At 67.5% G+C, this 24,367-nt stretch carries 27 protein-coding genes; 17 read left to right on the top strand and 10 right to left on the bottom strand.

Annotation, left to right across the window (positions count from 1 at the left end):
* Window positions 1-40 precede the first annotated feature (40 nt).
* Complete coding sequence (gene fdhD / locus AC3FNH_RS30290; protein WP_488722701.1) at window positions 41-847, bottom strand: formate dehydrogenase accessory sulfurtransferase FdhD; 807 nt, start codon at window positions 845-847, stop codon at window positions 41-43.
* Window positions 848-1,356: 509 nt separating this feature from the next.
* On the opposite strand from fdhD, the gene AC3FNH_RS30285 reads away from it, so the two are divergent.
* The gene (locus AC3FNH_RS30285; RefSeq protein WP_488722700.1) at window positions 1,357-1,758 is read left to right on the top strand and encodes a GNAT family N-acetyltransferase; all 402 of its coding nucleotides are present in this window, start codon (window positions 1,357-1,359) and stop codon (window positions 1,756-1,758) included.
* A 27-nt stretch (window positions 1,759-1,785) separates the two neighbouring features.
* On the opposite strand, the gene AC3FNH_RS30280 is transcribed toward AC3FNH_RS30285, so the two are convergent.
* Entirely contained in the window at window positions 1,786-2,028 is a 243-nt protein-coding gene (locus AC3FNH_RS30280; RefSeq protein ID WP_488722699.1) for a cupin domain-containing protein, read from the bottom strand.
* An 84-nt stretch (window positions 2,029-2,112) separates the two neighbouring features.
* On the opposite strand from AC3FNH_RS30280, the gene AC3FNH_RS30275 reads away from it, so the two are divergent.
* Window positions 2,113-2,640 (top strand): GNAT family N-acetyltransferase, encoded by a 528-nt coding sequence (locus tag AC3FNH_RS30275; protein WP_276102461.1) that lies wholly within the window; start codon window positions 2,113-2,115, stop codon window positions 2,638-2,640.
* A 34-nt stretch (window positions 2,641-2,674) separates the two neighbouring features.
* Here the strand turns inward: AC3FNH_RS30275 and AC3FNH_RS30270 are convergent, their stop codons facing one another.
* Both AC3FNH_RS30270 and AC3FNH_RS30265 read right to left on the bottom strand, forming a co-directional pair.
* Window positions 2,675-3,793, bottom strand: coding sequence for an NAD(P)H-dependent flavin oxidoreductase (locus AC3FNH_RS30270; protein WP_488722698.1), 1,119 nt, complete (start codon window positions 3,791-3,793; stop codon window positions 2,675-2,677).
* A 56-nt stretch (window positions 3,794-3,849) separates the two neighbouring features.
* Window positions 3,850-4,737, bottom strand: a complete 888-nt coding sequence (locus AC3FNH_RS30265) for a LysR substrate-binding domain-containing protein (protein ID WP_488722697.1) — start codon at window positions 4,735-4,737, stop codon at window positions 3,850-3,852.
* A 320-nt stretch (window positions 4,738-5,057) separates the two neighbouring features.
* Here AC3FNH_RS30265 and AC3FNH_RS30260 point away from each other — a divergent pair, with 320 nt between their 5' ends.
* Both AC3FNH_RS30260 and AC3FNH_RS30255 read left to right on the top strand, forming a co-directional pair.
* Window positions 5,058-5,399 carry a hydroxyquinol 1,2-dioxygenase gene (locus AC3FNH_RS30260; protein WP_488722696.1) on the top strand — a complete coding sequence of 114 codons (342 nt, stop codon included), beginning with the start codon at window positions 5,058-5,060 and terminating at the stop codon, window positions 5,397-5,399.
* A 182-nt stretch (window positions 5,400-5,581) separates the two neighbouring features.
* On the top strand, window positions 5,582-6,871 hold the full coding sequence (locus AC3FNH_RS30255; protein ID WP_488722695.1) for a cation:proton antiporter: 1,290 nt from the start codon (window positions 5,582-5,584) through the stop codon (window positions 6,869-6,871).
* Between the two features lie 62 nt (window positions 6,872-6,933).
* Here the strand turns inward: AC3FNH_RS30255 and AC3FNH_RS30250 are convergent, their stop codons facing one another.
* Window positions 6,934-7,644 carry an SDR family NAD(P)-dependent oxidoreductase gene (locus AC3FNH_RS30250; protein ID WP_276102456.1) on the bottom strand — a complete coding sequence of 237 codons (711 nt, stop codon included), beginning with the start codon at window positions 7,642-7,644 and terminating at the stop codon, window positions 6,934-6,936.
* A 282-nt stretch (window positions 7,645-7,926) separates the two neighbouring features.
* Between AC3FNH_RS30250 and AC3FNH_RS30245 the strand changes: the two genes are divergently transcribed.
* Complete coding sequence (locus tag AC3FNH_RS30245) at window positions 7,927-8,838, top strand: LysR family transcriptional regulator (RefSeq protein WP_276103329.1); 912 nt, start codon at window positions 7,927-7,929, stop codon at window positions 8,836-8,838.
* Window positions 8,839-8,866: 28 nt separating this feature from the next.
* Here AC3FNH_RS30245 and AC3FNH_RS30240 read toward each other — a convergent pair whose 3' ends face one another.
* Complete coding sequence (locus AC3FNH_RS30240; protein ID WP_488722694.1) at window positions 8,867-9,331, bottom strand: RidA family protein; 465 nt, start codon at window positions 9,329-9,331, stop codon at window positions 8,867-8,869.
* A 347-nt stretch (window positions 9,332-9,678) separates the two neighbouring features.
* Here AC3FNH_RS30240 and AC3FNH_RS30235 point away from each other — a divergent pair, with 347 nt between their 5' ends.
* Together AC3FNH_RS30235 and AC3FNH_RS30230 are read left to right on the top strand one after the other, a co-directional pair.
* Entirely contained in the window at window positions 9,679-10,029 is a 351-nt protein-coding gene (locus tag AC3FNH_RS30235; protein WP_488722693.1) for a hypothetical protein, read from the top strand.
* A 76-nt stretch (window positions 10,030-10,105) separates the two neighbouring features.
* Complete coding sequence (locus AC3FNH_RS30230; protein ID WP_488722692.1) at window positions 10,106-10,522, top strand: organic hydroperoxide resistance protein; 417 nt, start codon at window positions 10,106-10,108, stop codon at window positions 10,520-10,522.
* Window positions 10,523-10,628: 106 nt separating this feature from the next.
* On the opposite strand, the gene AC3FNH_RS30225 is transcribed toward AC3FNH_RS30230, so the two are convergent.
* On the bottom strand, window positions 10,629-11,624 hold the full coding sequence (locus AC3FNH_RS30225; protein ID WP_488722691.1) for an NAD-dependent epimerase/dehydratase family protein: 996 nt from the start codon (window positions 11,622-11,624) through the stop codon (window positions 10,629-10,631).
* Between the two features lie 95 nt (window positions 11,625-11,719).
* Between AC3FNH_RS30225 and AC3FNH_RS30220 the strand changes: the two genes are divergently transcribed.
* Window positions 11,720-12,613, top strand: a complete 894-nt coding sequence (locus AC3FNH_RS30220) for a LysR family transcriptional regulator (protein ID WP_488722690.1) — start codon at window positions 11,720-11,722, stop codon at window positions 12,611-12,613.
* Window positions 12,614-12,687: 74 nt separating this feature from the next.
* Here the strand turns inward: AC3FNH_RS30220 and AC3FNH_RS30215 are convergent, their stop codons facing one another.
* Window positions 12,688-13,590 carry a LysR substrate-binding domain-containing protein gene (locus AC3FNH_RS30215; RefSeq protein ID WP_488722689.1) on the bottom strand — a complete coding sequence of 301 codons (903 nt, stop codon included), beginning with the start codon at window positions 13,588-13,590 and terminating at the stop codon, window positions 12,688-12,690.
* A 114-nt stretch (window positions 13,591-13,704) separates the two neighbouring features.
* On the opposite strand from AC3FNH_RS30215, the gene dkgB reads away from it, so the two are divergent.
* The 8 genes from dkgB (at window position 13,705) to AC3FNH_RS30175 (ending at window position 20,676) form a co-directional block, all read left to right on the top strand.
* Window positions 13,705-14,508 (top strand): 2,5-didehydrogluconate reductase DkgB, encoded by an 804-nt coding sequence (dkgB, locus tag AC3FNH_RS30210; protein ID WP_488722688.1) that lies wholly within the window; start codon window positions 13,705-13,707, stop codon window positions 14,506-14,508.
* 8 nt (window positions 14,509-14,516) lie between these two features.
* Window positions 14,517-15,638: an alkene reductase gene (locus AC3FNH_RS30205; protein ID WP_488722687.1), complete on the top strand. Its 1,122-nt coding sequence runs from the start codon at window positions 14,517-14,519 to the stop codon at window positions 15,636-15,638.
* A 3-nt stretch (window positions 15,639-15,641) separates the two neighbouring features.
* Entirely contained in the window at window positions 15,642-15,986 is a 345-nt protein-coding gene (locus AC3FNH_RS30200; RefSeq protein ID WP_488722686.1) for a MoaF-related domain-containing protein, read from the top strand.
* Window positions 15,987-16,017: 31 nt separating this feature from the next.
* Window positions 16,018-17,019, top strand: a complete 1,002-nt coding sequence (locus tag AC3FNH_RS30195; RefSeq protein WP_488722710.1) for an aldo/keto reductase — start codon at window positions 16,018-16,020, stop codon at window positions 17,017-17,019.
* Between the two features lie 166 nt (window positions 17,020-17,185).
* A complete protein-coding gene (locus tag AC3FNH_RS30190) occupies window positions 17,186-18,316 on the top strand; it encodes a cytochrome P450 (RefSeq protein WP_488722685.1) in 1,131 nt (376 codons plus the stop codon).
* A gap of 43 nt (window positions 18,317-18,359) precedes the next feature.
* Window positions 18,360-18,716 carry an antibiotic biosynthesis monooxygenase family protein gene (locus tag AC3FNH_RS30185; protein WP_276102445.1) on the top strand — a complete coding sequence of 119 codons (357 nt, stop codon included), beginning with the start codon at window positions 18,360-18,362 and terminating at the stop codon, window positions 18,714-18,716.
* Between the two features lie 12 nt (window positions 18,717-18,728).
* On the top strand, window positions 18,729-19,481 hold the full coding sequence (locus AC3FNH_RS30180; RefSeq protein WP_488722684.1) for a sulfite exporter TauE/SafE family protein: 753 nt from the start codon (window positions 18,729-18,731) through the stop codon (window positions 19,479-19,481).
* A gap of 82 nt (window positions 19,482-19,563) precedes the next feature.
* Entirely contained in the window at window positions 19,564-20,676 is a 1,113-nt protein-coding gene (locus AC3FNH_RS30175; protein ID WP_488722683.1) for an extracellular catalytic domain type 1 short-chain-length polyhydroxyalkanoate depolymerase, read from the top strand.
* 40 nt (window positions 20,677-20,716) lie between these two features.
* On the opposite strand, the gene AC3FNH_RS30170 is transcribed toward AC3FNH_RS30175, so the two are convergent.
* Window positions 20,717-21,043 carry a 2Fe-2S iron-sulfur cluster-binding protein gene (locus AC3FNH_RS30170; RefSeq protein WP_488722682.1) on the bottom strand — a complete coding sequence of 109 codons (327 nt, stop codon included), beginning with the start codon at window positions 21,041-21,043 and terminating at the stop codon, window positions 20,717-20,719.
* On the bottom strand, window positions 21,024-21,644 hold the full coding sequence (locus AC3FNH_RS30165; protein ID WP_488722681.1) for an IMPACT family protein: 621 nt from the start codon (window positions 21,642-21,644) through the stop codon (window positions 21,024-21,026). Before AC3FNH_RS30165 ends, AC3FNH_RS30170 begins: the two co-directional genes overlap by 20 nt.
* 235 nt (window positions 21,645-21,879) lie before the next feature.
* Here AC3FNH_RS30165 and AC3FNH_RS30160 point away from each other — a divergent pair, with 235 nt between their 5' ends.
* The gene (locus tag AC3FNH_RS30160) at window positions 21,880-23,862 is read left to right on the top strand and encodes a PhoX family protein (RefSeq protein WP_488722680.1); all 1,983 of its coding nucleotides are present in this window, start codon (window positions 21,880-21,882) and stop codon (window positions 23,860-23,862) included.
* The last annotated feature ends 505 nt before the right edge of the window (window positions 23,863-24,367 follow it).

Raw genomic sequence — 24,367 nt, 5'->3', positions numbered from 1 at the left:
CCGCCGCGCAACGGAGCGGATATACGGGCAACGCCTGGTGCTATGAGAAGCGCAACCGTTGCGGATGCGCATAGACCACCAGGCTTCCATTCCGTACGAAGCCGACCAGGGTAACCCCGACAGTTTCCGCCAGCCGCACGGCCAGCCCGGTCGGGCCGGATACTGCCGCCAGGATTCCTGCACCGATCGACGCGGTCTTGAGGACCATCTCGTAGCTTGCGCGGCTCGTCACGATCGTCGCACCGCTGGCCCGATCCTCGTTGCTGCGGGCAAGTGCCCCGGCAAGCTTGTCCAGCGCGTTATGGCGGCCGACATCCTCGCGCACGATGGTGACCTCGCCGTCGGCGCGCATCCAGGCGGCAGCATGCGTTGCGCCCGTGTCGTGAAGCAAGGCCTGGCTGGCGTGAAGCTCGGAAAAGGCGCGCTCGAACGCCGCCGGATGGAGTACGGTCGTGCTTTCGACGCGGGGCGGTATGCGCAAGACGTGGTCGAGCGACTCGGTCCCGCACAGCCCGCAACCGGTGCGGCCGGCCAGCGCGCGGCGTCTGGCCTTGAGTTCGGCAAATGCCGCGCTGGCGATCGAGATCCTGAGCGTGATGCCGCTCTCAGCGGCTTCCATGTCGATGCCGTAGATATCGCCGACGCGTCCGACGATGCCTTCGGTCAGGCTGAATCCGATCGCAAAGTCTTCAAGATCCGCGGGTGTGGCCAGCATCACCGCATGGGAGATCCCGTTGTACTCGAGCGCGACGGGAACCTCTTCGGCCAACTGATCATCCATGGCGGTTACGGCGCCGTGGACCCACCGCCTGACGGCGAGCGTTCGCTGGACCGGCATGCCTGTCATGCCTCTGGCATGTCACCCTTCATCTGCGCAATGTATTGGTTGAGGGTACCGGACTCTGCCAGTATAGGGCGACCACCCGGGCGAGCGAAGCCGTTTCCACGTGACGAGGGGCGCCGGTGGAACGTCGCGCATGTCGACCGCTTCGAGTGCGTCGAGGCGTCGCGGGAGAGCCCCAGGGTGGAGGGATGTCCTGTGAGGGAGGGAGGACTGCAAGCGGAGGAAGCTTGCGGGGCTCGTGCACCGCGACAGGAAAAACTTTATGCGCAGCAGAGCGAGGCGCTAGCACACAGTTGCCGTCGCGGGACATGAATACAGTTCCCGGTCCCTGCACATTCCTGCATGGTGCCGTACGCCGCACAATCGACTCACTCGGGTGATGACAGTCTCATTGGGACCGAGGCATAGTTGCCGGAAGTCGTCGCGGCTTGCTCACGGAGGTCGGCGAGTATCACAATGCAGCATTCAAAATGATAAGAGACGTTCGCCTCCGTGCCGCTACGGAACATGACATGGAAGCAATCGCCGGTGTACTGGCCACCTGCGGCTTGACCCTCTCCGCCGCCGGCGACACGTGTCGGCTTTCCCATGTTGCGGAGCTTGATGGCCAGATCATTGGCTGTGCTTACGGGGAACAGTACGGCCATACGTTCGCCATCCACACTGTTGCGGTGTTGCCTGAATTCCGTGGAAGGCGGCTGGCCACCTACATCGTCAGCGCACTGCTGATGAGAGCGCGATCCGGCGGCTGCCTGAATGCCACGGTGCTTACGAACGAGCATCCGGGCTTCTTCGCGCGGCACGGCTTTACCCTGACCTCGATCGACATCCTGACACGAGAGACCCAATTGTCGCGGGCCCTGCTGCGCAGCTTCGGGGACCGTACTCACTATATGGCGCGCCAGCTGGGCTAAGAAGCGTTAGGCCCTTTAAGCCGTCCGCTAGCAGCGGACCAGCGCCAGCACATAGCTGCAAGGCTTGCTTCCCGGATTGAAGAAGGTACATGGCGCCGGCGGTCCAAGCTGCAGGCAGTCGCCCGCTTCGAGTTCGTGCGTCATGGCGCCTTCTTCGAACACCAGCGACCCGTTGCGCACCCAGATCTGCTGGTGCAGGAACGTGAACGCCGATGAAGGATACGAGACCCGCGCGTTCGGGGGCAGCATGACCTCCACCAGTTCGAGCATGCTGCCGCTGCGTGGCGACACGGCGCGCCGGGTATAGCCGGTCTCGAGATCGGTATCATATGAGAAACAGCTTTGGAGAGCGACATGAAGATTCGCGACGCAAGCCCTGACGACATGCCAGCGGTCACGGTCATCTACAACGACGCCGTTGCCAACACGACAGCGATATGGAACGAGATCCCCGTGGATACGGCGAATCGCATCGAATGGCTCGATGCGCGCCGCAAGTCAGGCTACCCCGTGCTGGTAGCGGTCGACGATGATGCCGGCGTGGTGGGCTATGCGTCGTTCGGCGACTGGCGCGCATTCGATGGCTACCGGCATACCGTGGAGCATTCGGTCTATGTCCGCTCGGACCAGCGCCGCAAGGGCATCGCCGAAGCGCTCCTGATCGCGCTGATCGAGCGCGCGCGCGGCCTTGGCAAGCACGTCATGGTGGCCGCCATCGAGGCGCAGAACGCCAGTTCCATCCGCCTGCACGAAAAGCTTGGCTTCAGGCAGGTTGGCTTGCTGCCGGAGGTCGGGACGAAGTTCGGGAAATGGCTGGATCTCGCATTCATGCAGATCGAGCTGGATCAGCGGGCCGAGCCGGATCGGCTGCCCGGCTCGTGAATGCGCGGTCCTGCGATGGATTGTTCGCGCCGGACTAAGCCAGCATGTCCTGCATGGCATTCAACCGCGCAATCGCTTCCTTCAGTTCCGCCTTCAGCTGACTGACGAGTTCCGCTGCGGGGAGCTGTCGTGCCAGCGAAGCCGCCTGGCCGGCCCACTGCGCGGCGTAGTCGCTGTTGCCCTTCGCCTTGGCCGCGCTGTGCAGGGCCTTGCCGGCGTCATACGTGATCGGATAGTCAGGGATGGCGGGAGCATCGGGCGCTTCGCCGAGTTCCGTCAGGCGGTTGGTGAACCCGCGCGCCGCGCGGCCGGAGATCGCGCTTGTCAGCGTGGTCGGCCGTGCCGGCTGCACGGAGAAGGCTGCGCGGTAGGCCGCGTCGGCCGCGGACTCCGCGCAGCCGACAAACGCCGTGCCCAGCTGCGCGGCCTGTGCCCCGAGCGCCAGCGCCGCGGCAATGCCGGCGCCGTCCATCACGCCGCCGGCGGCAATCACGGGCAGGCGCGTGTGCCGGGCCAGCAAGCGCACCAGGGCAAACGCGCCGAGGCCTTCGTCGTAGACGGCCGGCTCAAAGACACCGCGGTGACCGCCGGCCTCGATTCCCTGCGCAACGATCGCATCAAGGCCAGCGGCTTCGATCTGGTGGGCTTCATGCAACGAGGTGGCGCTGGCCAGCAGCACGATGCCCGCCGCGTGCAGCGCATCGATCTTTTCCTGCGCCGGCAACCCGAAATGGAAGCTCACCACCGCCGGCTTCTCTTCCAGCAGCATCTGGAACATGGCTTCGTCGGTGACAAAGGTCTTGTAGATCTCGCGCAGGCTTGCCGGGGCCGTGACGCCATGCTCGGCGAACTGCGGCGCGAGATAGTCGAGCCAGGCCTTTTCCCGCGCCGCATCCGCGACTGCCGGAACATGGCAGAACACGTTGATATTGAACGGCTTGCCCGTCAGCGCGCGGGTCTCGCGAATGGCCTTGCGCGCGCCGTCCGCATCCATGGCGCCGACGCCGAGCGAGCCGAGTCCGCCTGCTTCCGACACGGCAGCGGCCAAGGCCGGCGTGCTGACGCCGGCCATCGGCGCCTGGATGATCGGCGTGGTGATCCCGAGCAGTGAAAGCAGGTTGCGGCCATTGCCGGAACGCGTTGTGGTGTCCATGACGATGATTCCCTGTTGAGGTCGGATGATGGATTCAGAACTGGCGGTGCCGCTGCTCAGGCATGACGCAACTCGCGCACGAACGCTTCGTACGTCGAGGTCGAGAAGCCGGCGCGCCTGACCAGGAAGGTGTGCGCGGCGCGTACCGCCACGGTCTGGAATTCGGCGGCATTCGGGTACAGCGCCAGCAGCGCGCGCGGCACGATCGCCACGGCCGATCCTGCGCTGACACAGGCCAGGATCGCGTGGTACGACGGCATCTCCACCACCGACAGCCGGCGGCGCAGGTCTTCGCCGCCTTGCTCGAGCCAGTCCTCGGCGCAGCGGCGATAGGTGCAGCCCTTCGAGAACGCAGCCAGGTGCCGCAGCGTCACGTCCTGTGGGCCGCGTACTTTCGGGTGGGTGCCGGGCAGCACCAGGACCAGCTCTTCGGTCCGAAGAAACACGCCCTCCAGTCCCTCGCCAAGCTCCGCCATGTCCATGTGCTGCGGCGAGCCGGTGCCCGGGTGCGCAACCACCGCGCAGTCGAGGCGGTGGCCGAGCACGGCATCCACCAGGAAGCCCGTCGTACCGGTGGCCAGGTTCAGCTCCACGTCCGGCCATGCGGCATGGAACTCGCCAAGCGGTCCGGGCAGCAAGGTCGCGGCGGAACTCTCCATGGACCCGACACGGAGCGTGCCGCTTGGCGCGCTGAGGCGCATGGATTGCCGCGCTTCTTCCGCGAGCGCCAGCATCTGCTCCGCGTAGCCGAGCAGCCGCTGTCCTTCCGGGGTCAGGATCATCTTCTTGCTGTCGCGCTGGAACAGGGCGACGCCAAGGCTTTCCTCGAGCTGCTTGACGCGGGTGGTGACGTTGGACTGCACGCGCGCAAGCGCCTTCGCCGCCCGTGTGATGCTCTGTTCGCGCGCAACGGCCCGAAAGATTTCCAGTTCTGCGAGTTCCACGCTGCCTCACGACACGCTTGCGGTATCGTTCTCTAATAAAGAATGAAAGTATGATAAGTATTGTAAATTGAGAACTTAGAGTCAAGTGTCAAGTGTCAAGTGGGGAGCCTGTCCGAGCAAGGAACCCGCCGTTCACCGGGTTTCTTGTATGCATCTGTATCACGCCGACAGGGCGATACAAGCCCTGACAGAAGCACGTCCCGCGCGTTACAGGCGCGATACGTCGGTCTCCTTAAATACGTTCCGTGGCCGGCGGTGGACCGCAACGAAGCGACTCCCGGCAGCCCGGACTTCAACGCAATCTTTCAAGGAAGCCAATCATGCGTACTCACTTCGTCAAGCACTTAGCCCTCGCCGTTACCCTTGTCGCCGGTGCTGCCGCTGCCGCCAGTGCGCAGGCAGCCGGGCTGTCCTATGGGGGCGCGACCGACCCCTACACCGCCGGTTCGCGTTCGGTGCAGGCGACACCCAGCCCGTACACGGATGGCGCCCGCACCGTGCTGTCGTCACGCGACCCCTACACCGAAGGTGCCCGCACGGTGGAGGACCGCCGCGATCCGTACACCGATGGCGCGCGCACGCTCGCCGGCATGGACCGCACCGGCGTCTCGGCGCCGCCGGCACGCCAGGCCGATCCGTACCTGGATGGTGCCTACGCCTGACATGGGCGGCGTCCGGCGGGCCCACATGGCAGGCGGCTCAGTCGCCTCGCCATGTGGGCCCGCCGCCAGCGCGCGGCGTCAACCGTGTGCGGCGGAATGATGCGTTTCCGGAATCGGCACGAACATGCGGTCAGCGCGGCGGGTCTGACAGACTACGTCGCACCGACGCTCATGCCTGCTCCATGGAAGTCTCTGTCGAACTGACCCTGCGCATCGGATGCCTGCTGGCGCTGATCGCTGCCTGCAACGTCGCCGCCATCAGGCTGCGGCTGCCGGATGCTCTTACGCTTACCGCTGCCGGCATGGTGCTCGGCACGGCCTTTCTGCTTGCCGGCGACCTCGCGACGGCGTTCACGGCACGGGTGATCCAGCCGCTGCTGTCGCCCGCGCTGGCGCCCGATGGCTATCTCTGGCTGTTCCTGCCGCCCATCCTGTTCCAGGCGGCGCTGGAGGCGGATGCCGGCGCCCTGGCGCGGGACATCCTGCCCATCCTTGTGCTGGCGATCGGCGCGGTGTTCGCGGCGACGCTGCTGGTCGGCCTGACAGCCCACTTCGTCACCGGCGCGCGCCTGGCGGTATGCCTGCTGGTGGGCGCCATCGTGAGCACCACCGATCCCTCCGCCGTGATCGAGCTGTTTCGCAGCAGCGGCGTGCCGGCGCGCCTGGTGCGGCTGGTCGAGGGCGAAAGCCTGTTGAACGATGCGGCGGCCATTGCGCTGGCGTCGCACCTGACCGCGCGCATCGCCGGCCAGCCCGGGGCGGGCATGACGGGCTCGGTGCTCGGCGACGTGTTCGGCTCGCTGCTGGCCGGCGGCGTGCTGGGCGCGCTGGCGGGCATGCTGCTGGCGCGCGTATGCCGCGCCATTCCGCATGCGCCACTGTCTCGCTTCTCGTTGTCGCTGGCCTTGCCGAACCTGCTGTATCCGATCGCCGACCTGTGGCTCCATGTGTCGGGCGTGGTGACGGTGGTGGCGGCCGGGCTGACCGCGGGGGCGCTGCTGCGGCGCTCCAGTGCGCCGGACGAGCATGACATGTTCCGCCATCTGTGGCGCCATCTGGGGGGCATGGCGACCGGGATGGTGTTCCTGCTGGCGGCCATGCATGTGCCGGGCATGCTGCGCAGCCTGCGTGTGCCGGATCTCTTCCTGATCCTGGCGGTGCTGGTTGCCGCCTTGCTCAGCCGCTGGGCGGTACTTGGGTGCAGCCTGCCGCTGCTCAGCCGCATCGGCATGTGCGCACCGCTGCCGCGGGCGCACCGGCTGGTCATCACGTGGGGCGGGGTGCGCGGGCCGGTGACGCTGGTGCTGGCACTGTGCGCGGCGCGCGCTCCCTATCTTCCGCCGCAGGCGCGGCACCTGGCATCTGCGGTGGCGGTGGGGTTTGTGCTGGCGAATCTTGCCTGCAACGGGCTGACGTTGCGGCCGCTGGTGCGCAGGCTGGGGATTGGCGGGGGCAGTGGTCGCGGCGGCTAGACCCGCCAACGTTCAGGAAAAGGGCGCCGCCATGGCGGCGCCCTGCGGGATTGACGCCGGCCTCAATGCCCGGCGCTTTGCCCGCCGTCCACGTGCAGGATCTCGCCGGTCACGAAGCTGGCGGATTCGAGATAGAGCACGGCGTCCGCGATGTCGCGCATTTCGCCCATGCGGCCCACCGGATGCAGCGAACCGAGCGCGGCGTGGGTTTCGGGGGCGTGCATCGGGGACTTGATGATGCCCGGCGATACGGCATTGACGCGGATACCGGTCTTCGCATACTCGATAGCCAGCGACTTTGTCGCGGCATTCAGGCCGCCCTTGGTCAGCGATGCCAGCACCGATGGCACGCCGCTGATCGCATGGTCGACGAGCGAGGTCGAGATGCTGACCACATGGCCGCTGCGGCGCTTCTCCATCTCGGCGATGGCGAGCTGCGTGATGTGGAAGAAGCCGGACAGGTTCACGCTGGTCACCGCGGCGTAGTCCTCGTCCGTATAGCTGGTGAAGGGCTTGGCGACGAAGATGCCGGCGTTGTTGATGAGCGTATCGACGCGGTCGAATCGTTCCAGCGCGGCGGCGATCACGCGGCGCGCGGTTTCGCGGTCGCCGATGTCGCCGGCAACGCTGACGATGTCGGGATCGTCCGACGGCTGGATGCTGCGCGCCGTCGCGACGACGCGATAGCCGCGCTCGCGATAGGCCTTGACCAGCTCTGCACCGATACCCTGCGATGCGCCTGTAATGACGGCAACCTTCTGTGAAGCACTCATTGCTAACCTCTGCGTAAATGGACTTGGCTGACTTGCCAATCGGACCGACGGGACCGATGGGTCCAAATCTAGGTGAAAGGCGGCGGCCGATGAATAGCGCCCGGGACCAAACAGTTATGCGCCGCGGGAACAAGTCGGCGGACCCGCGCCCCGGCGGCGGCCGGTGTCGCGACTGGTATCGCGGCCGGCAGGGGCGTGCGATGTGCGGCATCCGGGACTATGATCCAGTTTCGAACCCTGTTTCCGAGCAGCGACGATGCATCCCATCCGGTACTTTCCGACATGAAGCGGCAGTTTGACGACCTTCAGCTTGGCACCATCGAGCTCTTTTGCCTCGCCGCCGAACTCGGCAGCTTCAGCGCGGCGGCGGTTGCCGCCGGCGTGACGCCGCCGGCAGTCAGTCGCACCGTGTTCCGGCTCGAAGAGCGGCTGGGCGTGCGCCTGTTCGAGCGCACCACACGGCAGGTGCGGTTGACGGAGGCGGGGCGCCTGTACTTCGAGCAGAGCCGCCGCGCACTGGCGCAGCTCGTGGAGGCGGAGCGTCTGGCCGGCGGCCAGCAGGCGTCGCCGGCGGGCCTGCTGCGCATCAGCCTGCCCACGCCCTACGCGCATTACCGGGTCCTGCCGATCCTTCCCGCGTTCCGCGCGATGTATCCGGACGTGGAGATCGACGTGCACATCAGCAACCGCAACGTCGATCTTGCCGACGACGCCTATGACCTGGCCGTGCGCGGGCGCGCGCCCGACGACTCGAACCTGATTGCGCGCAAGCTCGAAGATGCGGAGATGGTGGTGGTGGCCACGCCGGACTATCTGCGGCGTGCGGGAACGCCGAAAACGCTCGACGACCTGCTGCGGCACGAATGCATCCAGTTCGTGCGGCCGAGCAGTGGCCGCAAGATACCGTGGACGTTCCGGGTGGATGGCGCGGAGACCGACGTGCCGACCACCGGTGCCTACGGCACGTCTGAAGATGCGCTGGGCGGCGCGACACTGGCGCGCGCGGGCGCGGGTCTGTTCCAGACGTATCGCTTCGTCGTGGAGCAGGACCTGCGCGATGGCGCGCTGGTCGAAGTGCTGCAGGCGTATGGCGGCAGCACGCGGCCGTTCGTGCTGCTCTATCCGAGCGCGCGCCACGTCACGCGCCGCGTACGTGCCTTCGTGGACTTCCTGATCGAAAAATTCGCCGCGTAGCGCGCATATTCACCCGGGGGCGCCGCGGTCAGTCGCGCTGGAGCTGCGCGATGACGACCAGGATCACGGCTGCGTTGCCGGGCTGCTGGAAGTGTGAATACGCGGCCCTGGCGTGGCCGGCTTTTTCTCCTAGCACGTCGGCGAACAGGTCCGAGGCGCCATCGAGCACCGCCGGCTGTTGCAGCCAGCCCTCGGCGCTGGTGACGTGCCCTTCCACGCGCACGATGTGATCCAGGCGGTCGAAGCCGCCCAGGTGCGCGCGGATCTGCGCGAGCACGTTGAGCGCCGCCAGTTCTGCCGCCTGCCGGCCCTGCGCAAGCGTCAGGTCCCTGCCAATCTGGCCCTGCCAGACCACCTTGCCGTCTCTTAGCGGCAGTTGCCCGGATATGAACAGCAGGTCCCCGGCCTGGCTGACGGCCGTATAGCTGCCCAGCGGTTGCGGCGGGTCAGGCAGCGCCAGGCCGCGTGCTGCAAGCTTTTCCTCGATCGACATCGTGCCTCCTTACATGAAGCGGCTGTTGCACATGAAGGGCACTGTAGGGCTGCGCCGGCCACGGATAAAGCCATTGCGGAGCACAGCAGTTGGTACATCGCGGAACAAGTGCCCGCTCGTCGCAGGCGAAAGGCAGTATCGCCGCGGGGCCTTTGTATGCCTGTGTATCAACCGGAGATGCCGATACCTGGGCTCACAACATCGCCGGCTTGCCGCTACAGCGGCGATACACCGGTCACCTTAAATACGTGCATCAACGTGACGGGAGCCGCAGCGATCCAGAGGCTCCCGCCAGCGTTGCGCTGAGGCCCGATGCCTCAGTGGTCCGAAACCCCATGGAGAACAGCATGAACCTCAGCATGAACCTCATCCACGCCCGGAAGCTTGCCCGCCACGTCATTTCCATCGCCGCGGTTGTCGGCGCCGCAAGCGGCATGCAGGCGGTGCATGCGGCAGGCCTCGTCCCGCACGCGGCCGCTGCCACGGCAGCATCCGCTCACGCGGATCGTGATCCGTTCACCAGCGGCAGCCGCGTCGCCGCGCCGGATCCATTCCTCGATGGCGCACGCCAACCGGAAGGCGCCACGGTGGCGCGCATCAGCAACCGCGATGGCTACGTCGCCGACGCGCAGAGCGCGGCATCCGGTTCCGGCACGGCACTGGCCCGCATCAGCAATCGCGACGGCTATGTCGCGTGAGCATCCGCACGAATGCAACCTGAAGCCACGCAACACAAGCACTCAACCCACGAACACACACGCTGAAGATTCCATCATGACCAAGATCGAAAAAGTCCTGTACACCGGCAAGACGCACACCACGGGCGGACGCGACGGCGCGTCCCGCAGCAGCGACGGGCGCCTGGACCTCAGGCTCTCGCCCCCGGGCAGCACCGCCAGCGGCACGAACCCCGAGCAGTTGTTCGCCGCGGGCTGGTCTGCATGCTTCATCGGCGCGATGGGGAAGGCGGCAAGCGCGCTGCAGGTCAGGCTTCCGTCCGACGTGGCCGTCGATGCCGAAGTGGACCTTGGCATGACCGGCGACGCCTACTTCCTGCAGGCGCGGCTCAATGTCAGCCTGCCGGGCCTGCCGGCGGACGTCGCCCAGGCCGTGGTGGAGAAGGCGCATCAGACTTGCCCGTACTCCAAGGCAACGCGCGGCAACATCGATGTCGTGATCAACGTTATCTGAGCCGCAAGGCTTTCGGCCGCGGCAGGTCCCCGGGGCGGACTTGCCGCACATCTTCGCGGCCGCCGATGGCACCGGCACCGTTGGCGGCGTCACGGTGCGCCGTCTGTCAGCGCGCCAAAGACGCGCAGCGGGCGACAGTTGCGGCTTCAACGCAGCCAAGGCCTTCCAGCGTGGCTTCCACGGCCTGCTCGAGCGGCGTATGGGGCTCGCCTCCGGGCAGGCGCCCGCCGCGCATGCGCACCGGCTCGCGCCACAGATAGCGCATCTCCTGCATTTCCCGGAACGTGGCGACGAAGGGGGCCGCTGCCGACAGCAGCCACCACGGAAACGGCCGTACCTTCGGCACCTGGCCGCCGCGGCGGGCCACCGTGCGCTGGATGGCCCGGACCATTTCCGTGCCGTCCGCATCCCAGTGTCCGGCCATATGGAACACGGCGAAGGGCGGCAGCATCGCTGCCTGCTCCAGCAGCCTGACCACGGCGCTCGCCACGTCAGGCAAGTAGGCCCACTGGTGTCCCACGCCGGCCGCGCCGGGATAGCGGATGGTTCGCACCGCCTGTCCCGGCCGCACCAGCGCCTGGGAGAACCAGTTGTTGCCGGCTTGCGGCCCGAAGAAGTCGCCCGCGCGCACGATGATGACGCGCGTGCCGTGCTCCGCCGCTTCCCGCAGGCGCCGCTCCATTTCCACGCGGATGGCACCCTTGCGCGTGACAGGATGCTGGGGCGCACCTTCGGCCGGCTCGGGCAGGGCGTCCGGCCCGAAGTTGTAGACCGTGCCGGGCAGCACGATCGTGGCTCCCGTCGCGCGGGCGGCGGCGATGGTGTTGTCCAGCATGGGCAGCACGAGCTCCGGCCAGCGCCGGTAGCCGGGCGGGTTGACCGCGTGGACGATCACGCCGCAGCCGCGCGCGGCGGACAGCACGTCCTGCCGCTGCATGGCGTCTCCCGACACCCATTCGATGGCGCCCGGCTGCGCGCCAGCCGGCGCTCCGCCGCGCCGCAGCGCGCGGACCTGCCATCCCGCCGCGCCCAGCTGGCGCGCGACTTCCGAGCCGATGCCGCCGGTTGCACCCAGAACCAGCGCGGACTTTCCGTTTGCCATGATTGTTGCTCCCCGCGTTTGCCATGCAGGCATTGTGGGAGTTGTCCGGGGTAAATGGAATTGGATAAGAATGTGGAGACGCTATACATTTACGTATGACATCGAAAATCAGCTGGGAACTCTACCGGAGCTTGCTGGGCGTGCTTCGCACCGGCTCCCTTTCCGGCGCGGCGCGGGAACTGGGGCTGTCGCAGCCAACCGTCGGCCGGCATATCGACTCGCTGGAACAGGATTTGGGCGTGATCCTGTTCACGCGCTCGCAGTCGGGCTTGCTGCCCACCGAGGCTGCCCTGGTGCTGCGCGACTACGCCGAGGCGATGGAAAGCACTGCCGCCGCCATGGAACGCACGGTCACGAGTGCGGGCGGGGACGTGTCGGGAACGGTGCGCATCTCGGCCAGTGAGGTGGTCGGTATCGAAGTGCTGCCGCCCGTGCTGGCCGCGCTGCGCGCGCAGCATCCGGCGCTCGTCATCGAACTCGTGCTGAGCAACCGCATCCATGACCTGTTGCGCCGTGAAGCCGACGTCGCAGTGCGTATGCGGCGCCCGGTGCAGGAGCAGTTGGTGGCGCGCCGTGTCGGCACTATCGAACTGGGCCTGTATGCGCACGAGGACTACCTCGCGCGCCACGGCGTGCCGCGAGATGCGGAGGCGCTGCGCAGCCACGCGCTGATCGGCTATGACCAGCCCACGCCATTCATCCGCGAGGCGGCGCGCTCGCTGCCCTGGCCTGAGCGCGCCGCGTTCGCACTGCGTGCCGACAGCGACGTCGCGCAACTGTCGCTGATCCGCGCCGGCGCTGGCATCGGCATCTGCCAGACGGGGCTGGCGGCCAGGCAGCCGGCGCTGCGGCGGCTCCTGCCACGCAAGTTTTCGATGCGGCTCGAAACCTGGATCACCATGCACGAGAGCCTGCGCCACAGCCCTGCATGTCGCACGGTCTTCGACGCGCTTGCCGATGGCCTCGGCACGTACATTGCCGCGCAGTAGGAGCGACCGGAGACGCTACCGCGCATCGTGGAGGATCAGTCCCGACGTACAGCGCTGGACAGGGGGCGGAACACCTATTCGTCGAACGGCTGCTTCCCTAGCACGCCGACCACATGATCGACGAAGCACGTGATGCGCGACGCCAGCGCGGTGTTGCGGTAGTAGACGGCATTAATCGACTGCCTCACATCGAGCGTCTGCCTGCCGAACAGTGGCATCAGCCTGCCGCTCTGGCGATCATCGCGCGTCATGAAATCCGACAGGCAGACAATGCCGAGACCGGCCAGCGCCAGGCTGCGGAGCGTTTCGCCGCTCGATGAGGCAATGGCCGGCTTGATGTGCAGGATGCTGCCGTCGTCGTTGCGCAGCGGCCAGTCATTCAACGAATCTGGCTGGCTGAAGCCCAGCAGCGCATGCTGCGCGAGCTGGTCCGGCTTGGTCGGAGTACCGTGTCGTTTCAGGTACTCGGGGCTGGCCAGCACGCGCACGCGGCTGCTGCCGATCGGCCGTGCATGCAGCGTCGAATCCTTGAGCGAGCCGATGCGGAAGGCCACGTCGGTGCGCTTCTCGATGAGGTCGATGATGCCTTCGGTCGAGTGCAGCTCCAGCTCCACTTCCGGATAGCGGGCGCGGAACCCTTCCACCAGCGGCACCAGCACATGCAGCATGAACGGCGTGGCCGCATCCACGCGCAGGCGACCCACGGGGCGCATGCGGCGCGCCGCCAGCTGCTCTTCCGCTTCATCCACCATGGCAAGGATGGTGCGCGCATGGGCCAGGAACGCCGCCCCTTCCTCGGTCAGTTCCAGACGCCGCGTAGTCCGGCGCAGCAGCGTGGTCTGCAGCTTCTCTTCCAGCCGGCTCAGCGTGCGGCTGGTAGCCGACACGGTCAGGTCGAGCTGTTCCGCCGCCGCCGTGATCGAGCCCGTATCCACGACGGCCGCAAAGGCCAGCAGTTCGTCGATGGTCGTTTTCATTGTTGATTTCAAATCAAATGAATTTGACTTATACACGGCTTAATTTGCAAATGTAAAGCCGGCAAACTGCGTCCATCACAAGTGTTCTCTTGTCTCTGTACCAGGAGTTACCCCATGAGCATTCCTTCGTTTGGTGTCGGTACGTTTCGCCTGACCGGCCAGGTCGCAGTCGATTCCGTGCGCAACGCGCTGGACCTGGGCTACACCGCCGTCGATACCGCCCAGATCTATGGCAATGAGGCCGACGTCGGCCAGGCCATTGCCGAAAGCGGCGTAAAGCGTGAAAACCTGTTCCTCACCACCAAGATCTGGACCGCGAACTACGCCGCCGACAAGCTGGTGCCGAGCCTGCGCGAGAGCCTCGACAAGCTGCGCACCGACCATGTCGACCTGACGCTGATCCACTGGCCGGCCCCCGGCAACGGCGTGCCGCTGCGCGAGTCCATGGAAGCGCTGGCCGCGGCCAAGTCGCTGGGGCTGACGCGCCAGATCGGCATCTCGAACTTCAATATCGAACTGACCCGGCAGGCCATCGAGGCGGTCGGCAAGGGCGAGATCGCGACCAACCAGGTCGAACTGAGCCCGTACCTGCAGAACCGCAAGCTGACGGCGTACCTGAAGGAGCAGGGCATCACCGTGACCTCGTACATGACGCTGGCCTACGGCAAGGTGCTGAAGGACCCGGTCCTCGCGCAGATCGCGGCGAAGCACAGCGCGACCGTGGCGCAGGTGGCACTCGCCTGGGCGCTGCAGCTCGGCTACGCGGTGATCCCGTCGTCGACCAGGCGCGAAAACCTGGCCAGCAACCTGCTGGCGCGCGACCTGAAGCTCGACGCCGGCGACATGGCGCAGATTGCCACGCTCGAACGCAACGGCCGCGAGGTCAGCCCCGAGGGCCTGGCCCCGGTGTGGGACTAAGGGAGGCGATGATGTCCGATTCGCGCAACCCGCTGTTCCAGCCGCATGCGCTCGGCAACCTGGCGCTGCCGAACCGCATCGTGATGCCGCCGATGACGCGCTCGCGCGCGAGCCAGCCCGGCGACGTGCCGAATGCGCTGATGGCCGAGTACTACGCGCAGCGCGCCGGCGCTGGCCTGATCATCAGCGAGGGCACCTGGATTTCGCCGCTCGGCAAGGGCTATGCCTGGACGCCAGGTATCCACACGCCGGCGCAGGTCGATGGCTGGCGCAAGGTGACCAGCGCCGTGCATGCGGCGGGCGGGCGCATCTTCGCGCAGCTCTGGCATGTCGGCCGCCTGAGCCATGTCAGCCTGCTCGACGGGCAGGCGCCGGTGTCGTCATCGGCGATGCAGGCGAAGGGCGTCAACGTGTTCGTGGCCGGGCACGATGGCACGCCCGGCTTCATGCAGGCGTCGCAGCCGCGCGCGCTGACGGTCGAAGAGATACACGGCATCGTCGACGACTTCCGGCAGGCCGCGCGCAACGCGATGGCCGCGGGGTTCGACGGCGTCGAACTGCATGCGGCCAACGGCTACCTGGTCAATCAGTTCATTGATTCGGAGGCCAACGACCGCACCGATGAGTATGGCGGCTCGCTCGACAACCGTCTGCGCTTCCTCGGGGAAGTGGCCAAGGCGCTGATCGAAGGCACGGGCAGCAAGGACCGCGTCGGTATCCGCCTGGCGCCGCTGACCACGCTCAACGGCTGCGTCGATGCCGATCCGGAGACCACCTATACCGCTGCCGCGAAAATGCTTGGCGAGATCGGCGTGGGCTACCTCCACATCGCCGAAGCCGACTGGGACGACGCGCCGCACATGCCCGTCGCATTCAAGCAGCGGCTGCGCCAGGTCTATCCGGGGACGCTGATCTACGCGGGCAAGTACACCGCCGAACGCGCGCAGGCGGCACTGGACGAGGGCTGGGCCGACCTGATCGCGTTCGGCCGCCCGTTCGTGGCCAACCCGGACCTGCCGGAGCGCCTGCGCACCGGTGCCACGCTGGCCCCGCATGACCGCGACACGCTGTTTGGCGGCGGTGCGCGTGGCCTGACCGACTATCCGCTATTGACCGCCAAGGCAGCCTGACCGATGACGAACCAGAACCCTGTGGACAAGCCGCCGTTCGCCGGCCGCGGCTTCCGCGTCGACTACGACGGCCTGTCCGCGCACAACATCTACGCGGAAGACGGCCAGTCGATCCGCTACGCGATCGTCTCCGGCCCGTATGCGGGCGCCAGCGGCGAAGCGCGCTGCGAATGGCGCGAGATCGCCGAGGGCGTCTATGCGATCTCATGGCAGGAGGCCGATGGTGCGACCGTGGTGCACGTCGACGACTTCCGCCACGGTCATTCCATGGCGTTCTTCACGGCATCCGACCAGACGTTCTACCGGATGCAGGGACCACTGACGGCGCTGCCGGGCACCGATGCCTGAGCCGCGCTCCACGATTCATCCGATGACCCATATGCGAATTTCAGTACCGACCAAGATCGGCTTTGGTACCGCGCCGCTTGGCAATATGTACCGCAACATCCCCGAACAGGAGGCGCTCGACACCGTCAACGCCGCCTGGGAGCAGGGCATCCGCTACTTCGACGCGGCGCCGCTCTATGGCGCGGGCCTGGCCGAGATCCGGCTCGGTAACGCCTTGCAGCATCGCCCGCGCGATGCGTACGTGCTCAGCACCAAGGTAGGCCGGCTGGTTCTCGACGAGACCGAGGACACGGCCAGCCGCGACCTGGGCGAGAAGGGCGGCCTGTTCGAACACGGCCTGCCCAACAAGATCGTCTACGACTACAGCGCAGACGGCACCTTGCGCGCGATCGAGGCCAGCCTGCAGCGTTTGAAGACCGACCGGCTCGATATCGTCTGGATCCACGACCCGGCCAGGGACTTTCACGGCGATGCCTGGCGCGACGTATTCCAGACCGCGATGACCGGTGCCGCCGCCGCGCTGACGCGGCTGCGCGAGCAGGGCGTGATCAAGGCCTGGGGGCTTGGCGTCAACCGCGTCGAGCCATGCGAAATGGCCGTGCAGCAGGCCGACCCGGACGGCTTCCTGATCGCGGGCCGCTATACGCTGCTCGACCACGCCGATGCGCTGCGCGCGCTGATGCCCGCCAGCATCGGCCGTGGCCTGGGCATCGTGGTCGGCGGCCCGTACAACTCGGGCATCCTCGCCGGTGGCGAGCACTACGAGTACCAGAAGGCGACGCCGGAGATCCTCGCGCGCGTCGAGGCCCTGCGCCGGTTGTGCGCGGAGTTCGGCGTGGATATCCGCGCGGCTGCGCTGCAGTTCTCGCTTGCGCATCCGGCCGTGGCGGCGGTGATCCCGGGCGCGAGCCGGCCGGAGCGAATCGCCGGCAATCTCGCACTGGCGCAGGCGGAGATTCCGCAGGCGTTCTGGCAGGCGCTGCGCGCACAGAACCTGGTCGCTGCCGCCGCGCCTTTGCCCGGCCTGGCATAGGCGGTACCCAAGCCCCGGCTGTCAGCCGGGGCTTATGCATTCGACATTTCATCTCGCCACGAAGCTTCTTCGCGCGCGACGGTGCAAAGATTCGTCATACGTTGTCGCTGCCCGCAAGCCTGTTGGCGCGGGTGGCTGATCAGGCAACCGCCGAATCCTTTACGCCATGATGCCCGCCGACCCGCTGGAAGCCGTTACCCATTCCGATCCCTATCCCTACTACCGCGCGCTGGCCGCGCACCGGCCGTTCGGCTTCGATGAGCGGCTGGGGCTGTGGATTGCGGCAGGACCGGCCGAGGTCGCCGCCGTGCTCGCGCACCCCGACTGCCGCGTGCGTCCGGCGGCGCAGCCGGTGCCGCCGACGCTGGCCGGCACTGCGGCGGGCGAGCTATTCGGGCGGCTGATCCGCATGAACGACGGTGCGGCCCACGCGCCGCTCAAGGCTATCCTGCTGCGGCTGATGGCCGGCTTCGATACCGGCATGGCGAGCGCGCGCGCCGCCATGCTCGCCTCCGCGCTCGACACCGTGCCCGGCATGGCGACTGCAGCCGGCGCTGCCGTCAACCGCTGGATCTTCACGCTGCCCGTCGTTGCCGTGGCCGAGCTGCTCGGCCTGCCGGTGCGGGCAGGCGCCGATGCCGTGGCCGTGGCGGCGCGCGTTGCCGCCTACGCCGCGGCGCAGTCGCCGCTGGCCACGGCTGACGATGTCGCGGCCGGTGCCGACGCGGCACGCTGGCTCGGGCAATGGCTGCATGCCGCCTCGGAAGTGCCATCTCGATCCGATGAGCCGGGTTTGCTGCCAGCGTTGCGACATGCCGCGCAAGCGGAGGGCATCGCACCGGCAGCGGTAGCCGCCAACGCGATTGGCCTGATGGTGCAGGCGTGCGAGGCCACGGCGGGGCTGGCGGGCAATATGCTGCTTCGTATCGGCCGCGTCGGCACGGCCTTGGGCAACCTGCCTGCACTGGCCGCTTGCGTGGCACGAGACGACCCGCCGGTGCAGAATACACGCCGCTTCCTGGCTGCCGACGCACGCTTGTGCGGCGTGCCGGTCAAGGCCGGCGATGCCGTGCTCGTGCTGCTTGCGGCTGCGTCCAGCGCAACATCCGACGATGCTGGCGGACGAGCGTGGACCTTCGGCGCGGGCCGCCATGCCTGCCCCGGCGACGCGCTGGCGCAAGCGCTTGCCGCCGCGACGGTCGAAGCGCTGCTCGCGCGCGGCGCGCAGCCGGCCGCGCTGGCGCAGGCGTTCCGCTACCGGCCCTCGCACAACGCACGTATCCCGCATTTCGATTGAAACGCCGGCCGCCCCCCATCCATTCACCAGAGAGACCTCCGCCATGATCGCCGTCATCTTCGAAGTCGAGCCCGCGCCGGGCCGCAAGGACACCTATCTGGAACTGGCCGCGAAGCTGCGGCCGACGCTGGAGGCCATCGACGGCTTCATCTCGGTCGAGCGTTTCCAGAGCCTGACCACGCCGGGAAAGATCCTGTCGCTGTCATTCTTCCGCGACGAGGCCGCGGTCATGGCCTGGCGCAATACCGAGGAGCACCGCCAGGCCCAGGCGGCCGGACGCGGCGGGGTATTCGCGGACTACCGGCTGCGCGTGGCGCAGGTGCTGCGCGACTACGGGCTGGACGAGCGCGAGCAGGCGCCGGCCGACAGCCGCGCGGTACATGACCACGCTGCGCGTTGAGGGGGGATGTCCATGTCGATGTCCCTGCCCATTGCCGAGATTGCCTTGATCGGCTTGACCTTCCTGCTGGCCGGCTTTGTGAAGGGCGTGGTGGGCCTGGGCCTGCCGACCGTGGCGGTGGGCCTGCTGGGCCTGGTGATGCCGCCCGCGCAGGCCGCGGCGCTGCTGGTGGCGCCGTCGATGGTGACCAACGTGGTGCAGCTGTTCAGCGGCCCGCGCTTCGGCCAGTTGCTGCGCCGGCTGTGGCCGATGCTGGCGGCGATCTGCGCCGGGACCTGGCTGTGTGCCGCGCTGGTGCCGGCGCGCATGATGATGCATGCCACCGCGGCGCTTGGCGTGGCGCTGGTACTGTACGCGCTGGTCGGGCTGGCCTCGGCCAGGCTCCACGTGCCGCTGCGCGCGGAGCGCTGGCTCGGGCCGCTGGCCGGGTTGGTCACCGGGGCCATCACCGCTGTGACAGGGGTGTTCGTGATCCCCGCCGTGCCTTACCTGCAGGGGCTCGGGCTCGACAAGGAGAGCATGGTCCAGGCGCTTGGGCTGTCGTTCACCGTTTCGACCATGGCGCTGGCGGTCAGCCTGGCCATGGGCGGCGCGCTGCTCCACCTGCCCGTGCTCGGCGCGTCGGTGCTGGCGCTGCTGCCGGCGCTGGGCGGCATGTTCGTCGGCCAGTGGCTGCGCCACCGCATCAGCGCGGAGCGCTTCCGCCGCCTGTTCTTCTGCGGCCTGCTGGTGCTGGGGGGCGAGCTGGCACTGCGCGGCCTGTGAGGTTCTGGCCCGCGTGCGCGGCTGACCGCAAAGCCTGACACAATCGACCCCGTCAACGGAATCCGGACGGGAGGCCAGCCACATGGGACGCCGCGGCAGCAGCACGGCACGGCTATGGCAGGCGCTGGGCAAGACCGCCACGCGCCAGGCCCGGCGCATCGGGCGCGAGATGACCCGGGCACTTAACCAGACGGTGACGCAACCGATGACCGAGGCCATCGTGCGCAATGCCGTGAAGCAGTCATCGGCGGTGGCCAAGGCCACGCAACGCGCGTTGTCGGGCGTGGCATCTCCCGTGCCGGCGCCGCAGAGCCGCGGCAGCGGGCGCTGGGAGGAGGGCGCCGCCGGACTCGGCCCGCTCGCGCAGCGCCACTACCGCATTTTCATTCCGGCCGGCGTGACGGCCAGGCGGCGCGCACCCATGCTGGTGCTGCTGCACGGCTGCGGCCAGGATGCCGCCAGCTTTGCCGTGGTCGCGCGCGTGGCAGCGGCGGCGCGCGACGCGGGCTGCGTGGTCCTGCTGCCGGAGCAGTCGTCGCAGGCCAACACGCAACGCTGCTGGAACTGGTTCCGTCCCCGCACCCGCGGCGCCGCCGAGGCGGCATTGCTGATGGCCATGATCGACCACGTCTGCGAACGCTATCCGGTGCGGCCGGAGCGCATCAGCGTGATGGGGCTGTCGGCCGGTGGCGCCATGGCGATGATGCTGGGCCTGCGCTATCCGGACCGGTTTGTCGCCATTGGCTCGCATTCGGGGGCGGTCCCTTACAGCGCCGGCAATGCGGCCCAGGCCGCCGCGGCCATGCGCGGCAGCCGCGCGCCCGATGCCGCGGCGCGAAAGGCCATGCGCCTGTGGCTGGCGGGGCGACGCCTGCCGCCACTGTTGCTGCTGCATGGCGACGCGGATGTCGTGGTCGCATTCGACAATGCCATGGCCGCCGCGCGCTTGTGGCTGGACCTGTTGCCCGAGCCATCGGCGCGGCTGGCAGTACCGCCAGCGCGCCGCGTGCAGCGCGGACAGCGGCTGCCGGCCGAGGTGTCCGACTGGATCGTCGAAGGCGACACCTGCGTGCGGCTTGTCAGGATCGAGGGCCTGGGGCATGCATGGAGCGGCGGTCCTGCGGACCAGGCGTTCTCGGATCCGCGCGGGCCCGATGCGCTGCGGATTGCCTTGCGCTACTTTGCGGGCCGGTGAGGGTGGCGGAACCAGTCAGGCCGCGCCACGCGGGCAACGCCTATTCGAGCTTGCCCGGTTCGATCACCACATCGCTGACGGGACAGGCGACGCAAGGCAGGATCCACCCGTCATCCTTCTCGTCCGGGCTGAGCCCCGGCCATTCGATGCGATAGCGGATGGCGCCCGCCTGGAGCCGGCTGGCGCAGGCGCGGCAGGTGCCGTTGCGGCAGGAGTTGGGCAGCGCCAACCCGTCGAGCAGCGCGGCCTCCAGCAGGCTCAGGCCCGCCGGGGCGGCAAAGGTCACACCGGCAGGCAGCACGCGCGCGGTGAACTCGGCGTGCTCGTCCACCGGGACGTTGCCGGGTTCAGTCTGAGTCGCCGTCATCGTCGCTCTGCGGAAATTGTGCCCGCCCGTGCGTGGCGTCGCGCAACGCCGCCAGGGCCGCGTCGCGTTGCGTGGCGGGCAGGCGGATCACCAGCCGCGCCAGGGCACCGTAGGCGGTGTCCGCCAGCGTGCAGCCGTCCTGCGCGGCCTGGTCCAGCCAGCGGCGCACGCGCGGCTCGTCGGCGTAGTCGACCTCCACCGCCAGTTCGGCGTAGGCAATGCGCTCGACCCGTTCCGCCGACTTGAGCGCCGCGGCGATCGCATCGGTGTAGGCGCGCACCAGCCCGCCGGCACCGAGCTTGACGCCGCCGTAGTAGCGCACCACGGCGGCCAGTACGCCATCCAGGTCATGGTGGCGCAACACTTCAAGGATCGGCCGTCCGGCGGTGCCCGATGGTTCGCCGTCATCCGACATGCCCGACTGCCCGCCCGCGAGCAGCGCCCAGCAAACGTGCGTGGCGGTCGGATGCTGCGCGCGCAGCGACTGCAGCACCGCCATGGCGGCGTCGCGGTCCGGGACGGGGATCGCCAGGGCCAGGAAGCGGCTCTTGCGGATTTCGAGCTCGGCTTCGACCGGGGCGGCGAGGGTATAGGTGGGCAAGTGGAATCTGCCAGGCGGGTACGTGCCGCGAGGGTGACGGAAAAAAACAGAAGTTTACCGCAGCCCCGGAGGGGCCGATGGCGCGGCGGCTTTGTGGTTCATCGTCAACTTCCTGTCACATATGACCCATAGGATGCGCAGCGACCAGGGCGCGGCTGCCGCGCCATGTCTGATTTCCATGACAAGCGAACGGCGTCCCGATAACCCGCCATCGCCACCTTCCCCGGAAAAGACCATGTTCGACAAACCTGATGCCTCGCGCCGCAAAGCGCTGAAATTCCTCGCCGGTGCGCCGATGCTGCCGCTGGGCCTGGCTTCCGCCGGCCTGCTCGTGGGCTGTGGCGGCAGCGATGACGCCATTGCGGCGCCGGCCGACACCCCGAATCCGGGCCCGAATGCAACCTTCACCACGGCCGAATTCACCGGCATGAGCGCGCCGACGCTGGCCAACCCGGCCGCGATGGCTACCACCACCGTGGGCTCGAGCATGAAGGTCAATTTCAGCGACGGCAGCAGCCGGACCTTCAAGCTGGCCTACCAGCCGTTCTTCGTATCCGGCGACATGGTGCCGGACGGCAAGGGCGGCACCATCCTGGCCGGCGGCTACTACGACATCAACAACCAGCCGATCCTCGATACGTCGGTGGCCGGCAAGGAGCGCCAGTTCTTCTCCGACTCGCCCGACGGCACCTCGCTGCTCAAGGTCGAGGGCGCCAGCGTCGCCGGCGTGAAGGGCAACCCGGTTTTCGCCGTGGTGCAGTTCGAGTACACCACGCGCGACCAGTCCGGCGCCGACACCTATGGCCGCCTGCCGTCGCCGATCGCCGTGCTGACGCTGGACCAGGATCCGGCGACCGGCAAGCTCACGCTGGTCAAGTACCACAACGTGGATACCTCGTCGGTGCACGGCCTCTGGATCACGTGCGGCGCGAGCCTGTCGCCGTGGAACACGCACCTGTCGAGCGAGGAGTACGAGCCCGACGCGTTCACGATCGCCAGCAACAGCCAGTTCAAGGCCTACAGCAAGAACCTCTTTGGCAGCGAGACCGCGGCCAATCCCTACCTTTACGGCCACTTGCCGGAGGTGACGGTCAACCCCGACGGGACGGGCTCCATCCGCAAGCACTACTGCCTGGGCCGCATCTCGCATGAGCTGGTGCAGGTCATGCCCGACAACCGCACCGTGCTGATGGGCGACGATGCCACCAACAGCGGCCTGTTCATGTTCGTGGCCGACAAGGAGAAGGACCTGTCGGCGGGCACGTTGTACGTGGCCAAGGTAGGCCCGGGTTTTTCGGTCGACCCGTCCGCGGCGGGGGCCGACCTGACGTGGGTCAAGCTGGGGCACGCCACCAGCGCCGAGATCGAGGCGCTGGCCAAGGCGACGGCGCCGACCGATATCATGGATGTGGCAACCGTGGATCCGGCCGATGTGAGCTACACCAAGATTTTCGTCGGCGGCAAGGCCAACTGGGTTCGCCTCAAGCCCGGCATGGAGAAAGCCGCGGCCTTCCTGGAAACCCACCGCTATGCCTACCTGAAAGGCGGCAGCATGGGCTTCACCAAGATGGAAGGCACCACGGTCAACATCAAGGACAAGGTCGCCTATTCCGCGCTGCAGAACGTGGTGGACTCGATGGTCCTGAACAACAGCAAGGGCTGGAATGCGCAGAGCGGCATCTCGGTCGACAAGGCGCTCAATGCCGGCGCGGTGATGCAGCACAAGCTCGACGGTGGCCAGAAGGACCTGGACGGCGACGCCATCAACAGTGAATGGGTGCCGGTGCATACCAAGGGCCTGCTCAACGGCCATGACATCCTGGGCGACGTGCTCGGCAATACGGCCGACCCGGAGTGGATCGCCAACCCGGACAACCTGAAGTTCTCGGAGAAGCTGCGCACGCTGTTCATTGGCGAGGACAGCGGCCAGCACGTCAACAACTTCCTGTGGGCCTACAACGTGGACACCAGGCAGCTCTCGCGCCTGCTGTCCATGCCTGCCGGCGCCGAATCGACTGGCCTGCACGCGGTGGACGAGCTCAATGGCTGGACTTATATCATGAGCAATTTCCAGCATGCTGGCGACTGGAGCGGCCTGCACGCCAAGGTCCAGGCCACGCTGGATCCGCTGGTGCGCGCCAACTACAAGGACCGCTTTGGCGCGGCGGTTGGCTATCTGACGGCCGACCTGACGAGCGTCAAGCTGGCCAAGGGTTGATTGGTCGGGGAGGGTGAAGCGGAAGCGGGCTGCGGCCCGCTTTTTTTTATGGTTTTTTGCGGGAATGCGGGGAATGGGTGGGGTTTGTCGTTCTTGGCAGGCGCTGCTGTTTCGCCGGCGTAGCCGGCGACCTACTTCTTGTCCGAGCGACAAGAAGTAGGCAAGAAGCGCGTCGCCTGGCGGCTGGCCATCAACGATGCGCTTCTTGTTTTCAAGCGGCTTTGGTCTCGCGAGACGTGGTTGCCCGTTCGGGCCTGCTACGCATAGTGATTCAGAACCAGTGCCTGCGATAACCGGCTTGTGTACGATCCCCATGTAGGGCTCGGGTACAGCGTTCCAACAGCGTCAGTGGTGGGACGCCTTCGGCTGCGCTGCGCGCGCGTCCTAGTCAGTATGCGCGGGCGCTGCGGCGCGGTTTGCCTGCGGCCTGGGTGCTCAGACTAGGGCTCTGCGCGTAGCGCAGCCGAAGGCGATTACACGATGTCGGTTGCAGCAGGGACCACGG

The organism is Cupriavidus sp. 22TCCZM01-5 (assembly GCF_057798915.1).
This window is presented reverse-complemented; position numbering and strand designations above follow the sequence as displayed.